This window comes from Escherichia sp. MOD1-EC5495, assembly GCF_002965965.1.
Lineage (GTDB): Bacteria > Pseudomonadota > Gammaproteobacteria > Enterobacterales > Enterobacteriaceae > Escherichia > Escherichia ruysiae.
On the sequence record NZ_PTRI01000003.1, the window covers coordinates 190,168 to 204,329 of the forward strand.

The 14,162-nt window shown below is 51.0% G+C and carries 11 protein-coding genes; 9 read left to right on the top strand and 2 right to left on the bottom strand.

Annotated elements, in window-relative coordinates:
- The first annotated feature begins 234 nt into the window (after positions 1 to 234).
- Genes ssuE through ssuB form a run of 5 tightly spaced genes read left to right on the top strand, consistent with a single transcriptional unit; the run spans position 235 to position 4,471 of the window.
- Positions 235 to 810, top strand: coding sequence for an NADPH-dependent FMN reductase (ssuE, locus tag BEG40_RS04175; RefSeq protein WP_001263940.1), 576 nt, complete (start codon positions 235 to 237; stop codon positions 808 to 810).
- Positions 803 to 1,768: an aliphatic sulfonate ABC transporter substrate-binding protein SsuA gene (ssuA, locus tag BEG40_RS04180; protein ID WP_105284932.1), complete on the top strand. Its 966-nt coding sequence runs from the start codon at positions 803 to 805 to the stop codon at positions 1,766 to 1,768. The genes ssuE and ssuA overlap by 8 nt, the downstream gene beginning before the upstream one ends.
- The gene (gene ssuD, locus BEG40_RS04185) at positions 1,759 to 2,904 is read left to right on the top strand and encodes an FMNH2-dependent alkanesulfonate monooxygenase (RefSeq protein WP_105284933.1); all 1,146 of its coding nucleotides are present in this window, start codon (positions 1,759 to 1,761) and stop codon (positions 2,902 to 2,904) included. Before ssuA ends, ssuD begins: the two co-directional genes overlap by 10 nt.
- A gap of 11 nt (positions 2,905 to 2,915) precedes the next feature.
- Complete coding sequence (gene ssuC, locus BEG40_RS04190) at positions 2,916 to 3,707, top strand: aliphatic sulfonate ABC transporter permease SsuC (protein WP_000235200.1); 792 nt, start codon at positions 2,916 to 2,918, stop codon at positions 3,705 to 3,707.
- Positions 3,704 to 4,471 carry an aliphatic sulfonates ABC transporter ATP-binding protein gene (gene ssuB, locus BEG40_RS04195; RefSeq protein ID WP_001090494.1) on the top strand — a complete coding sequence of 256 codons (768 nt, stop codon included), beginning with the start codon at positions 3,704 to 3,706 and terminating at the stop codon, positions 4,469 to 4,471. The genes ssuC and ssuB overlap by 4 nt, the downstream gene beginning before the upstream one ends.
- 107 nt (positions 4,472 to 4,578) lie before the next feature.
- Here ssuB and pepN read toward each other — a convergent pair whose 3' ends face one another.
- Positions 4,579 to 7,191: an aminopeptidase N gene (pepN, locus tag BEG40_RS04200; RefSeq protein ID WP_105284934.1), complete on the bottom strand. Its 2,613-nt coding sequence runs from the start codon at positions 7,189 to 7,191 to the stop codon at positions 4,579 to 4,581.
- Positions 7,192 to 7,456: 265 nt separating this feature from the next.
- On the opposite strand from pepN, the gene pncB reads away from it, so the two are divergent.
- From pncB to aspC, 4 genes are all read left to right on the top strand, one after another.
- Complete coding sequence (pncB, locus tag BEG40_RS04205; RefSeq protein WP_105284935.1) at positions 7,457 to 8,659, top strand: nicotinate phosphoribosyltransferase; 1,203 nt, start codon at positions 7,457 to 7,459, stop codon at positions 8,657 to 8,659.
- Positions 8,660 to 8,827: 168 nt separating this feature from the next.
- On the top strand, positions 8,828 to 10,228 hold the full coding sequence (asnS, locus tag BEG40_RS04210) for an asparagine--tRNA ligase (protein WP_000117892.1): 1,401 nt from the start codon (positions 8,828 to 8,830) through the stop codon (positions 10,226 to 10,228).
- Between the two features lie 602 nt (positions 10,229 to 10,830).
- Positions 10,831 to 11,901: a porin OmpF gene (gene ompF, locus BEG40_RS04215; RefSeq protein ID WP_000977931.1), complete on the top strand. Its 1,071-nt coding sequence runs from the start codon at positions 10,831 to 10,833 to the stop codon at positions 11,899 to 11,901.
- A 184-nt stretch (positions 11,902 to 12,085) separates the two neighbouring features.
- Positions 12,086 to 13,276 carry an aspartate transaminase gene (gene aspC, locus BEG40_RS04225; protein WP_105284936.1) on the top strand — a complete coding sequence of 397 codons (1,191 nt, stop codon included), beginning with the start codon at positions 12,086 to 12,088 and terminating at the stop codon, positions 13,274 to 13,276.
- Between the two features lie 221 nt (positions 13,277 to 13,497).
- On the opposite strand, the gene gloC is transcribed toward aspC, so the two are convergent.
- Entirely contained in the window at positions 13,498 to 14,145 is a 648-nt protein-coding gene (gene gloC, locus BEG40_RS04230; protein ID WP_105284937.1) for a hydroxyacylglutathione hydrolase GloC, read from the bottom strand.
- Positions 14,146 to 14,162: the final 17 nt, after the last annotated feature.

The window sequence follows — 14,162 nt, forward strand, 5'->3', positions numbered from 1 at the left end:
TAACTTATAGATTTAGTGAATATAATTTCATGGTACTCATTGGCAATATATTGATTCAATATAAAACGACAGCCCAATAAATAAATACAAGTGATATTTTAATAACATCCTTTAGTTCATTTTTAGAAAAACATACACAAAAATTATATTTGGCATTTGCTTTTCCCTCCGACAGACTGAGCGAATTGTTATCAATGTTAACAAAACAAGAACAATTGGTTATAAGGAGAGAATATGCGTGTCATCACCCTGGCAGGAAGTCCTCGCTTTCCCTCTCGCTCCAGTTCTTTGCTGGAATATGCGCGAGAAAAATTGAATGGCCTGGATGTCGAGGTTTATCACTGGAATCTGCAAAACTTCTCCCCGGAAGATTTGCTTTATGCCCGTTTCGATAGTCCGGCACTCAAGACCTTCACCGATCAGTTGCAAGAGGCTGATGGGCTGATTGTCGCCACGCCCGTCTACAAAGCCGCCTATTCCGGCGCACTGAAAACGCTTCTCGATCTGCTACCAGAACGCGCACTGCAAGGAAAAGTGGTGTTGCCGCTGGCGACAGGTGGCACGGTGGCTCACCTACTGGCGGTTGATTACGCACTTAAACCAGTTTTAAGCGCACTAAAAGCCCAGGAGATCCTACACGGCGTATTTGCCGATGACTCACAGGTGCTTGATTTCCAACATAAGCCGCAATTCACGCCGAATCTGCAATCCCGTCTTGATACCGCGCTCGATACCTTCTGGCAGGCGTTGCACCGCCGTGATGTCCAGGTTCCTGACTTTCTCTCTCTGCGAGGTAACGCCCATGCGTAATATTTTTAAACTGGTGCTGGTGGGATTATTCAGCGCCTCTACGCTCGCGATTGCTGCGGAGTCTTCTCCTGAAGCGTTACGGATAGGTTATCAGAAAGGCAGCATCAGCATGGTGTTGGCAAAAAGCCACCAGTTACTGGAAACACGCTATCCGCAAACCAAAATCTCGTGGGTGGAGTTTCCCGCTGGCCCGCAAATGTTGGAGGCGTTAAACGTCGGCAGTATCGATCTGGGCAGTACGGGGGACATTCCTCCAATCTTTGCTCAGGCCGCCGGTGCTGATTTGGTTTATGTCGGTGTCGAGCCGCCGAAACCAAAAGCCGAAGTGATTCTGGTGCCCGAAAACAGCCCGATCAAAACTGTGGCTGAACTAAAGGGCCACAAAGTCGCGTTTCAGAAAGGTTCAAGTTCGCACAACCTTTTACTGCGCGCACTGCAACAGGCCGGGCTTAAATTCACTGATATCCAGCCGACCTATCTGACGCCCGCCGATGCGCGCGCTGCATTCCAGCAGGGTAACGTCGACGCCTGGGCTATCTGGGATCCTTACTACTCTGCTGCGTTATTGCAGGGCGGCGTGCGGGTGCTGAAAGATGGCACCGATCTCAATCAAACAGGATCGTTTTATCTGGCAGCCCGTCCCTATGCGGAAAAAAACGGCGCATTTATTCAGGGCGTACTGACAACCTTTAGCGAAGCTGATGCGTTAACCCGCAGCCAGCGCGAGCAAAGTATCTCTTTACTGGCAAAAACGATGGGCTTACCGGCACCGGTGATTGCCTCGTATCTGGATCATCGCCCCCCTACCACCATCAAACCCGTGAACGCCGAGGTTGCTGCTTTACAGCAACACACTGCCGACCTGTTTTATGAAAATCGTCTGGTACCGAAAAAAGTCGATATCCGTCAACGCATCTGGCAACCCACTCAACTGGAAGGAAAACAATTATTAGTCTGAATATATTCTGGTTTTTACCCACGCACGGTGACGGTCATTATCTGGGAACGGAAGAAGGGTCTCGCCCGGTTGATCATGGGTATCTGCAACAGATTGCGCAAGCGGCGGATCGTCTTGGCTATACCGGCGTGCTGATCCCAACAGGCCGTTCCTGCGAAGATGCGTGGCTGGTGGCGGCATCGATGATCCCGGTGACGCAACGGCTTAAGTTCCTCGTCGCCCTACGCCCAAGTGTGACATCGCCTACCGTAGCCGCTCGCCAGGCTGCCACGCTTGATCGCCTCTCTAATGGACGCGCGTTGTTTAACCTGGTTACAGGCAGCGATCCGCAAGAGCTGGCAGGCGACGGCGTGTTTCTTGATCATAGCGAGCGTTACGAAGCCTCGGCGGAATTTACTCAGGTCTGGCGGCGGTTATTGCAGGGGGAAACCGTCGATTTCAACGGCAAACATATTCATGTGCGAGGAGCAAAACTGCTCTTTCCACCGATCCAACAGCCGTATCCTCCTCTTTACTTTGGCGGATCGTCCGACGTCGCTCGGGATCTGGCTGCCGAACAAGTTGATCTTTATCTTACCTGGGGCGAGCCGCCGGAGCGGGTAAAAGAGAAGATCGAACAAGTGCGGGCAAAAGCTGCCGCACATGGGCGCAAAATCCGTTTCGGTATTCGTCTGCATGTAATTGTCCGCGAAACCAACGACGAAGCCTGGCAGGCCGCCGAACGGTTAATCTCCCATCTTGACGATGAGACGATTGCCAAAGCACAAGAAGCGTTTGCCCGGACGGATTCCGTAGGTCAACAACGAATGGCGGCGCTGCATAACGGTAAGCGCGACAACCTGGAGATCAGCCCCAATTTATGGGCGGGTGTTGGCTTAGTGCGCGGCGGTGCCGGGACGGCGCTGGTGGGCGATGGGCTGACAGTCGCTGCGCGAATCAACGAATACGCCGCGCTTGGCATCGACAGTTTTGTACTTTCTGGCTATCCACATCTGGAAGAAGCGTATCGGATTGGCGAGTTGTTGTTCCCACATCTGGATGTCGCCATCCCACAGATTCCCCAACCGCAGCCGCTGAACCTGCAAGGCGAAGCAGTGGCAAATGAGTTTATCCCACGTAAAGTCGCGCAAAGCTAAGGAACAAGATGATGGCAACGCCAGTGAAAAAGTGGTTATTGCGCGTTGCCCCCTGGTTTTTACCGGTGGGCATCGTAGCGGTGTGGCAACTGGCCTCCTCGGTTGGCTGGCTGTCGACGCGTATTTTGCCTTCACCGGAAGGAGTGGTGACGGCGTTCTGGACGCTCTCCGCCAGCGGCGAATTATGGCAGCATCTGGCGATCAGTTCCTGGCGGGCGCTGATTGGCTTTTCAATTGGCGGATCGCTGGGCTTGATTCTGGGACTGATTAGCGGGCTGTCACGCTGGGGAGAACGGCTGCTGGATACCTCAATTCAGATGTTGCGCAACGTGCCACATCTGGCGCTGATCCCGCTGGTGATTTTGTGGTTTGGCATTGATGAGTCCGCAAAGATTTTCCTGGTGGCGCTTGGCACGCTATTCCCCATTTATATCAACACCTGGCACGGGATCCGTAATATCGATCGCGGGCTGGTAGAGATGGCGCACAGCTATGGCTTATCCGGCGTGCCGCTGTTTATCCATGTGATCCTGCCCGGTGCCCTGCCCTCAATTATGGTCGGTGTGCGCTTTGCGTTAGGTCTGATGTGGCTGACGCTGATTGTTGCCGAAACCATTTCTGCTAATTCCGGCATTGGTTATCTGGCGATGAATGCGCGGGAGTTTCTGCAAACGGACGTGGTGGTAGTCGCCATTATTCTTTACGCCCTGCTCGGCAAACTTGCTGACGTCAGCGCCCAATTGTTAGAGCGCGTCTGGCTACGCTGGAACCCGGCTTATCATCTGAAGGAGGCCACGGTATGAATACTGCACGATTGAACCAGGGCACACCGCTATTGCTCAATGCGGTAAGCAAACATTACGCAGAAAATATCGTTCTGAATCAACTTGATCTACATATTCCGGCTGGTCAGTTTGTGGCTGTGGTCGGTCGCAGCGGCGGTGGTAAAAGTACTCTGCTGCGCCTGTTGGCGGGGCTGGAAACACCAACCGCAGGCGATGTGTTAGCGGGCACAACGCCACTTGCCGAAATTCAGGACGATACACGCATGATGTTTCAGGATGCCCGTTTACTGCCGTGGAAATCGGTGATTGATAACGTCGGGTTAGGCCTTAAAGGCCAGTGGCGCGATGCCGCGCGTCGGGCGTTGGCTGCGGTAGGATTGGAGAATCGGGCTGGGGAATGGCCTGCCGCACTTTCTGGCGGGCAAAAACAGCGTGTGGCACTGGCAAGAGCGTTGATTCATCGACCGGGTTTATTGTTGCTTGATGAACCGCTCGGGGCACTGGACGCCTTAACGCGACTGGAAATGCAGGATTTGATTGTGTCACTTTGGCAGGAGCACGGTTTTACCGTCTTGCTGGTAACGCATGATGTGAGCGAAGCGGTGGCGATGGCTGACCGGGTGCTGTTAATTGAAGAAGGAAAAATTGGTCTGGATTTGACGGTGGATATACCCCGTCCGCGCCGGTTAGGGTCGGTACGATTAGCGGAGCTGGAAGCGGAAGTGTTGCAGCGGGTAATGCAGCGTGGGCATTCTGAACAACCGATTCGGCGTCATGGTTAATATGCCGGATGCGGCGTGAACGCCTTATCCGGCCTACAAAACCAGCAATTTCAACAGGTTTGTAGGCCTGATAAGACGCTGCAAGCGTCGCATCAGGCATGTTTGTATCAAGCCAGAGCTTTGGTGATTTTCTCGTACAGATCGCCAGAGAGATTTTCCAGCCCTTTCAACTGTTCCAGCGCCGCACGCATTTTTGCCTGACGTTTGGCATCGTAACGTTTCAGGCGAATTAGCGGCTCAATCAGGCGCGAAGCCACCTGCGGGTTACGGCTGTTCAGGTCGGTGAGCATTTCCACCAGGAACTGATAACCGCTGCCATCTTCGGCATGGAACGCAGCCGGGTTGCTGCCCGCAAACGCACCAATCAACGAACGAATACGGTTCGGGTTGCTCATGGTAAATGAGCGATGCTGCAACAGGCTACGCACCGTCTCCAGCACATTCGCCGCCGGACTGGTGGCTTGCAGGATAAACCATTTATCCATCACCAGGCCGTCCTGATGCCACTTGTCGTCGTACTCCTGCATCAGCGCGTCACGACATGGTAACTGCGCAGCAACCGCCGCCGAGAGCGCCGCCAACGCATCGGTCATATTGTTGGCCTCGTGGAACTGCTTGCTCACCAGCACGTCAGCCAGATGCGTTTCACCAAAAGCGAGGAAACGCAGGCAGGCATTACGCAGAGTGCGTTTCGCAATATCTTCATGCTCAACGCGGTACTCACTCTGGTAATTCGCGTTATAAATAGCCAGCAACTCATCCGCCAGTTCAGTCGCCAGAGTACGGGTGAGAGCTTCACGCACTTCAGCAATGGCAATCGGGTCGATGATATCGAACAGTTCTGCCATTTCATTGACGGAAGGCAGCGTCAGGATTTCTGCCGCCAGCGCCGGGTCAATCTTCTCATCGAGCAATACCGCACGGAAAGCATCTGCAACATGCACCGGCAGAGATAGCGGCTGCCCTTGCTGATGACGGGCGACGTTCAGTTTGATGTAGGTTGCAAGCAGGCTTTGTGCCGCATCCCAGCGAGAGAAATCATTACGCGCATGGCGCATCAGGAAAGTCAGTTGCTGGTCGCTCCACTTATATTCCAGTTTCACCGGCGCAGAAAATTCGCACAGCAGCGCAGGCACAGGCTGGAAGTAGACGTTATCGAAGACAAAGGTCTGTTCCGCCTGGGTGACATTCAATACCGGATTGACCGGATGGCCACCCTTCTGCAACGGAATCACTTTGCCTTCGTTGTCATACAATTCAATAGCAAACGGAATATGCAGTGGCTGTTTTTCTGCCTGATCCGGCGTGGCTGGTGTGCGCTGGCTGATGGTCAGAGTGTACTGCTCGGTTTCCGGATTGTAGTCGTCTTTAACGGTCACAATCGGCGTACCGGACTGACTGTACCAGCGACGGAAATGGGAAAGATCGACATTTGACGCATCTTCCATCGCCTGAACGAAATCGTCGCAGGTCGCAGCACTACCATCATGACGCTCGAAATAGAGCTGCATCCCTTTCTGGAAGTTTTCTTCGCCCAGCAAGGTGTGGATCATACGAATCACTTCTGCGCCCTTTTCGTAAACGGTCAGAGTGTAGAAGTTGTTCATTTCAATGACCATATCCGGACGGATTGGGTGAGCCATCGGACTGGCGTCTTCCGCAAACTGCAATCCGCGCATGGTGCGTACGTTGTTGATACGGTTAACTGCGCGGGAACCAAGGTCAGAACTGAACTCCTGATCGCGGAAAACGGTCAAGCCTTCTTTCAGACTGAGCTGGAACCAGTCACGGCAGGTAACGCGGTTACCAGTCCAGTTATGGAAATATTCATGACCGATGACACGCTCAATGTCGAGATAATCTTTATCGGTTGCGGTGTCGGTACGCGCCAGCACATATTTGGAGTTAAAGATGTTAAGACCTTTATTCTCCATTGCGCCCATGTTGAAGAAATCCACTGCAACGATCATATAGATGTCGAGGTCATATTCCAGACCAAAGCGTTCTTCATCCCACTTCATGGAATTTTTCAGCGAGGTCATCGCCCACGGCGCGCGATCAAGATTGCCGCGATCGACATACAGCTCCAGCGCCACTTCGCGACCGGAGCGGGTAGTGAAGGTGTCGCGAAGTACATCGAAGTCACCAGCTACCAGCGCAAACAGATAGCTCGGTTTCGGGAACGGATCCTGCCAATGTACCCAGTGACGTCCGTTTTCCAGTTCGCCTTGCGCAACGCGGTTACCGTTGGAAAGCAGGAACGGGTATTTAGTTTTATCGGCAACAATTTTGGTGGTAAAACGCGCCAGCACGTCCGGGCGGTCGAGATAGTACGTAATATGGCGGAAACCTTCGGCTTCGCACTGGGTGCAAAGCGCATCGCCTGACTGATAAAGCCCTTCCAGCGCAGTATTCGCCGCCGGGCTAATTTCATTAACAATCTTAAGCGTAAAACGTTCCGGTAAATTATTGATGATTAGTGCGCCCTCTTCTTCTTTCCAGGCTGTCCACGGCTCATCATTAATATGAATAGAAACCAGTTTAAGATCTTCGCCGTCCAGACGAAGCGGAGCATCTGATGCACCATGACGGACAGCCTGGCTGATCGCGGTAACCACCGTCTTTTGCGCGTTCAGGTCAAAGGTCAAGTCAATATCAGTAATCTGGTAATCCGGCGCACGATAGTCGTGACGGTATTTGGCTTGTGGCTGTTGAGTCATAAATAACCTTTAGCATCTTTTATAGAGTCAGGTGTTCAGTCTATTCCTGTTGCATAAATCTCGCTACGCAGAATCTTCATCTTTTCAGGTACAAACGCTTTTATTGCTACATTTTTATAACATACAGGGCGCAATACCATCGACCATAAAGGTGGCATATGGTGTGATCGGGGTTCAATAAATTGCGAAACAAGGTATACTCCAGCAGTTCCTGAAGATGTTTATTGTACTAAACGCTCCCGTACGAGGACGCTACTGCGCACCTATGACACAATTCGCTTCTCCTGTTCTGCACTCGTTGCTGGATACAGATGCTTATAAGTTGCATATGCAGCAAGCCGTGTTTCATCACTATTATGATGTGCATGTCGCGGCGGAGTTTCGTTGCCGAGGTGACGATCTGCTGGGTATTTATGCCGATGCTATTCGTGAACAGGTTCAGGCGATGCAGCACCTGCGCCTGCAGGATGATGAATATCAATGGCTCTCTGCCCTGCCTTTTTTTAAGGCCGACTATCTCAACTGGCTACGCGAGTTCCGCTTTAACCCGGAACAGGTCACCGTCACCAACGATAACGGTAAGCTGGATATTCGTTTAAGCGGCCCGTGGCGTGAAGTCATCCTCTGGGAAGTTCCTCTGCTGGCGGTCATCAGTGAACTGATACATCGCTATCGCTCACCGCAGGCCGACGTTGCGCAAGCCCTCGATACGCTGGAAAGCAAATTAGTCGACTTTTCGGCATTAACCGCCGATCTCGAGATGTCGCGCTTCCATCTGATGGATTTCGGCACTCGCCGCCGTTTTTCCCGCGAAGTACAAGAAACCATCGTTAAACGTTTGCAACAGGAACCCTGGTTCGTTGGCACCAGTAATTACGATCTGGCGCGTCGGCTTTCCCTCACCCCTATGGGAACGCAAGCGCATGAATGGTTCCAGGCGCATCAACAAATCAGCCCGGATCTTGCCAATAGTCAGCGCGCCGCACTTGCTGCGTGGCTGGAAGAATATCCTGACCAACTTGGCATTGCGTTAACCGACTGCATTACTATGGATGCCTTTCTGCGTGATTTCGGCGTGGAGTTTGCCAGTCGTTACCAGGGGCTTCGCCATGATTCCGGCGACCCGGTTGAATGGGGCGAAAAAGCCATTGCACATTATGAGAAGCTGGGAATTGATCCGCAGAGCAAAACGCTGGTTTTCTCTGACAATCTGGATTTACGCAAAGCGGTCGAGCTTTATCGCCACTTCTCTTCCCGTGTGCAATTAAGCTTTGGTATCGGTACGCGCCTGACCTGCGATATACCCCAGGTCAAACCACTGAATATTGTGATTAAGCTGGTGGAGTGTAACGGTAAACCGGTGGCGAAACTTTCTGACAGTCCTGGCAAAACTATCTGCCATGACAAAGCGTTTGTCCGTGCGCTGCGTAAAGCGTTCGACCTTCCGCACATTAAAAAAGCCAGTTAATATCATCAGGGAGCCATAACGGCTCCCTTTTTTGCCTTTTATTCCGAAATCTTTTGTCCCATCTGCGAATTCTGCTTGTCTGATTGCAGATGCCAGGTAACATAGGTATCCCCCCATTGACGGGTGGACAAGTGTTTATTTTTTCCGACTATTAACAGAGAGAATATTATGAGCGTTGTGCCTGTAGCCGACGTACTCCAGGGCCGTGTAGCCGTTGACAGCGAAGTCACCGTGCGCGGATGGGTGCGTACCCGCCGAGATTCAAAAGCTGGCATCTCCTTCCTCGCCGTTTATGACGGTTCCTGCTTTGATCCTGTACAGGCTGTCATCAATAATTCTCTGCCCAATTACAATGAAGACGTCCTGCGTCTGACCACCGGTTGCTCGGTCATTGTGACGGGTAAAGTCGTGGCGTCGCCGGGCCAGGGGCAACAATTTGAAATTCAGGCCAGCAACGTTGAAGTTGCCGGCTGGGTTGAGGATCCAGACACTTACCCGATGGCAGCAAAACGCCACAGCATTGAGTATCTGCGTGAAGTCGCTCACCTGCGTCCACGTACCAACCTGATTGGTGCCGTTGCGCGCGTTCGCCACACGCTGGCACAGGCGCTGCATCGCTTCTTTAACGAGCAGGGATTCTTCTGGGTTTCAACACCACTGATTACCGCATCTGATACCGAAGGCGCTGGCGAAATGTTCCGCGTTTCAACGCTGGATCTGGAAAACCTGCCGCGTAACGATCAGGGCAAAGTCGATTTCGACAAAGACTTCTTCGGTAAAGAGTCTTTCCTGACCGTATCTGGTCAGTTGAACGGCGAAACCTACGCTTGCGCATTGTCCAAAATTTATACCTTTGGCCCGACTTTCCGTGCAGAAAACTCCAACACCAGCCGTCACCTGGCGGAATTCTGGATGCTGGAGCCGGAAGTGGCGTTTGCTAACCTGAACGATATCGCCGGTCTGGCTGAAGCCATGCTGAAATATGTCTTCAAAGCGGTTCTCGAAGAACGTGCTGACGACATGAAATTCTTCGCTGAACGCGTAGATAAAGATGCTGTCAGCCGTCTGGAACGCTTCATTGAAGCCGACTTTGCGCAGGTTGATTACACCGACGCGGTAACCATCCTTGAAAATTGCGGTAAGAAATTTGAAAACCCGGTTTACTGGGGCGTGGATCTCTCTTCCGAGCATGAACGTTACCTGGCAGAAGAACACTTTAAAGCGCCGGTCGTGGTGAAAAACTATCCGAAAGATATTAAGGCGTTCTATATGCGTCTTAACGAAGACGGTAAAACCGTTGCAGCAATGGACGTACTGGCACCGGGCATCGGTGAGATCATTGGTGGTTCCCAGCGTGAAGAGCGTCTGGACGTGCTGGACGAACGTATGCTGGAGATGGGTCTGAACAAAGAAGATTACTGGTGGTATCGCGATCTGCGTCGCTACGGTACTGTTCCGCATTCCGGTTTCGGTCTTGGTTTTGAACGCCTGATCGCCTACGTGACTGGTGTGCAAAACGTGCGTGACGTGATTCCGTTCCCGCGTACCCCGCGTAACGCCAGCTTCTAATTTAGTTTTTCCGAGAGCCAGCGCCCGCTGGCTCTTTTCTATTCCCTTCTGTCAAGTTATCTGTTTGTTAAGTCAATCAATCTATTTGCAACCCTGTCACAACAGCCTTCCTGTTACGGAATATTTCCACGTAACATTTGTGAACAAAAAATAATCCGCATTCTTATTGCGGATTAGTTATTTCTTAGCCAATAGCACAATTTCCATAACTCTTATTGGCTTTCTGGATGTCTGAACGTGTGTTTTAGCGAAGCCACTGAGAGAAATCCTCAGAGCGAAAATTTCCGTTTAGCTAAATTTAATATAAGGAAATCATATAAATAGATCAAACTCACTGCAAATATCATTAAAGTCCAATGGAAATATGACGGCGTTCACAAAGTTCCTTAAAATTTACCTTTAGTTACATATTTTTTCTTTTTGTAACTATATCTTTATCTTTGTAGCACTTTCACGGTAGCGAAACGTTAGTTTGAATGGAAAGATGCCTGCAGATACATAAAGACACCAAACTTTCATCAATAGCTCCGTAAATATTTATTGACGAAACTTATTGACGGCAGTGGCAGGTGTCATAAAAAAAACCATGAGGGTAATAAATAATGATGAAGCGCAACATTCTGGCAGTGATCGTCCCTGCTCTGTTAGTAGCAGGTACTGCAAACGCTGCAGAAATCTATAACAAAGATGGCAACAAAGTAGATCTGTACGGTAAAGCTGTCGGTCTGCACTATTTTTCCAAGGGTAACGGTGAAAACAGTTACGGTGGCAATGGCGATATGACCTATGCCCGTCTTGGTTTTAAAGGGGAAACTCAAATCAATTCCGATCTGACCGGTTACGGTCAGTGGGAATACAACTTCCAGGGTAACAACTCTGAGGGTTCTGATGCCCAAAATGGCAACAAAACCCGTCTGGCGTTCGCTGGTCTGAAATTTGCTGATGCTGGCTCAATCGATTACGGTCGTAACTATGGTGTTGTTTATGATGCACTGGGTTACACCGATATGTTGCCAGAATTTGGTGGTGACACTGCATACAGCGATGACTTCTTCGTTGGCCGTGTTGGCGGCGTTGCAACTTACCGTAACTCCAACTTCTTTGGTCTGGTTGACGGCCTGAATTTCGCTGTTCAGTACCTGGGTAAAAACGAACGTGACACCGCACGTCGTTCTAACGGCGACGGTGTTGGCGGCTCCATCAGCTACGAATTCGAAGGCTTTGGTATCGTTGGTGCTTATGGTGCCGCTGACCGTACCAACCTGCAGGAAGCTCAGCCTCTCGGCCAGGGTAAAAAAGCTGAACAGTGGGCTACTGGCCTGAAGTATGATGCGAACAACATCTACCTGGCAGCAAACTACGGTGAAACCCGTAACGCTACGCCGATCACTGGCGGCTTTGCCAACAAAACGCAAGACGTTCTGTTAGTTGCGCAATACCAGTTCGATTTCGGTCTGCGTCCGTCCATCGCTTACACCAAATCTAAAGCGAAAGACGTAGAAGGTATCGGTGATGTTGATCTGGTGAACTACGTTGAAGTGGGCGCAACCTACTACTTCAACAAAAACATGTCCACCTATGTTGACTACATCATCAACCAGATCGATTCTGACAACAAACTGGGCGTAGGTTCTGACGACACCGTTGCTGTGGGTATCGTTTACCAGTTCTAATAGCAGACCTCTTTGTTAAATGCCGAAAAAACAGGACTTTGGTCCTGTTTTTTTTATGCCTTCCAGAGCAATCTCACGTCTTGCAAAAACAGCCGGCGTTTTCATCAGTAATAGTTGGAATTTTGTAAATCTCCCGTTACCCTGATAGCGGACTTCCCTTCTGTAACCATAATGGAACCTCGTCATGTTTGAGAACATTACCGCCGCTCCTGCCGACCCGATTCTGGGTCTGGCCGATCTGTTTCGTGCCGATGAACGTCCTGGCAAAATTAACCTCGGGATTGGTGTCTATAAAGATGAGACGGGCAAAACTCCGGTACTGACCAGCGTTAAAAAGGCTGAACAGTATCTGCTCGAAAATGAAACCACCAAAAACTACCTCGGCATTGACGGTATCCCTGAATTTGGTCGTTGCACCCAGGAATTACTGTTTGGTAAAGGTAGCGCCCTGATCAACGACAAACGCGCCCGCACGGCTCAGACCCCAGGTGGTACTGGTGCGTTACGCGTGGCTGCCGATTTCCTGGCGAAAAATACCAGTGTTAAGCGTGTGTGGGTAAGTAACCCAAGCTGGCCAAATCATAAGAGCGTATTCAACTCTGCTGGTCTGGAAGTACGTGAATACGCTTATTACGACGCAGAAAAACATACTCTGGACTTCGACGCCCTGATTAACAGTCTGAACGAAGCCCAGGCTGGCGATGTGGTTCTGTTCCACGGCTGCTGTCATAACCCAACCGGTATCGATCCTACACTGGAGCAATGGCAAACGCTGGCGCAGCTTTCCGTTGAGAAAGGCTGGTTACCGCTGTTTGACTTCGCTTACCAGGGTTTTGCTCGCGGTCTGGAAGAAGATGCTGAAGGTCTGCGCGTTTTCGCTGGTCTGCATAAAGAACTTATCGTCGCCAGTTCCTACTCTAAAAACTTTGGTCTGTACAACGAGCGTGTAGGCGCATGTACGCTGGTTGCTGCTGACAGTGAAACCGTTGATTGCGCGTTCAGCCAGATGAAGGCAGCGATTCGTGCGAACTATTCTAACCCACCAGCGCACGGAGCTTCGGTTGTTGCCACTATCCTGAGCAATGATGCGTTACGTGCTATTTGGGAACAAGAGCTGACCGATATGCGCCAGCGCATTCAGCGTATGCGTCAGTTGTTCGTTAATACGCTGCAGGAGAAAGGTGCAAACCGCGACTTCAGCTTTATCATCAAACAGAATGGCATGTTCTCCTTTAGCGGTCTGACTAAAGAACAGGTACTGCGTCTGCGTGAAGAGTTTGGCGTGTATGCAGTAGCTTCCGGTCGTGTGAACGTAGCCGGGATGACGCCAGACAACATGGCTCCGCTGTGCGAAGCGATTGTGGCAGTGCTGTAAGCGTTAAAACCAATAAAGCCCGCTGAAAGCGGGCTGAGACTGATGACAAATGCAGCATTACCTGATGCGCTACGCTTATCAGGCCTACGCGTCCCCTGCAATATTTTGAATTTGCACGATTTTGTAGGCCGGATAAGGCGCTCGCGCCGCATCCGGCATAAACAAAGCGCACTTTGCCAGAAATCCAGGCCCGCATTGAAAGCGGGCTTTTTTATACGCCTTTACCAGACGGGCATTTCATCTCGCAGGAAGGGATTATGCAGGCGCTCATAACCAAGAGTGGATAATGGTCCGTGACCCGGAATAAATGTCACGTCATCCCCCAGTGGCAGCAATTTATCTTTGATTGAAGAAATCAGTTGATTGTGATCGCCACGCGGGAAGTCACTGCGCCCCACTCCACCTTTGAAAATAACGTCGCCAGAAATGAGCAGTTTTGACTGATTATCAAAGAAGACCACATGACCCGGCGTATGCCCAGGGCAATGTAACACCTGTAAAGTCACATTCCCTATGCTGATAGTGTCGCCTTCGTTCAGCCAACGATCCGGTGTTAGTGGCTGACACTCATCCAGGCCAAACATACGGCTTTGCGCAGGCAAGCCTTGCAGCCAGAACTCATCTTCCTTTTCCGGACCAAGAACCGGCACGCCGTAATGTCGCGCCACTTCCGCCGCCGCGCCAACATGATCCAGGTGACCATGCGTAAGCAGGATCTGCATTAGCGTCAGGCCGCTGGCATCAACTTCCTGTTTGATTTTTTCTGCATCGCCGCCAGGATCAACCAGTGCAGCCAGGCGAGTTTGTTCACACCAGATCAATGAGCAATTCTGGGAGAATGCAGTGACCGGAATAATACGATAATTCATACTGCCCCTGTTTCGTT

Bases quoted from the DNA above. Each gene is read 5' to 3' on its own strand.
- ssuE (WP_001263940.1), top strand. From the start codon at position 235: ATGCGTGTCATCACCCTGGCAGGAAGTCCTCGCTTTCCCTCTCGCTCC.
- ssuA (WP_105284932.1), top strand. From the start codon at position 803: ATGCGTAATATTTTTAAACTGGTGCTGGTGGGATTATTCAGCGCCTCT.
- ssuC (WP_000235200.1), top strand. From the start codon at position 2,916: ATGGCAACGCCAGTGAAAAAGTGGTTATTGCGCGTTGCCCCCTGGTTT.
- ssuB (WP_001090494.1), top strand. From the start codon at position 3,704: ATGAATACTGCACGATTGAACCAGGGCACACCGCTATTGCTCAATGCG.
- pepN (WP_105284934.1), bottom strand. From the start codon at position 7,191: ATGACTCAACAGCCACAAGCCAAATACCGTCACGACTATCGTGCGCCG.
- pncB (WP_105284935.1), top strand. From the start codon at position 7,457: ATGACACAATTCGCTTCTCCTGTTCTGCACTCGTTGCTGGATACAGAT.
- asnS (WP_000117892.1), top strand. From the start codon at position 8,828: ATGAGCGTTGTGCCTGTAGCCGACGTACTCCAGGGCCGTGTAGCCGTT.
- ompF (WP_000977931.1), top strand. From the start codon at position 10,831: ATGATGAAGCGCAACATTCTGGCAGTGATCGTCCCTGCTCTGTTAGTA.
- aspC (WP_105284936.1), top strand. From the start codon at position 12,086: ATGTTTGAGAACATTACCGCCGCTCCTGCCGACCCGATTCTGGGTCTG.
- gloC (WP_105284937.1), bottom strand. From the start codon at position 14,145: ATGAATTATCGTATTATTCCGGTCACTGCATTCTCCCAGAATTGCTCA.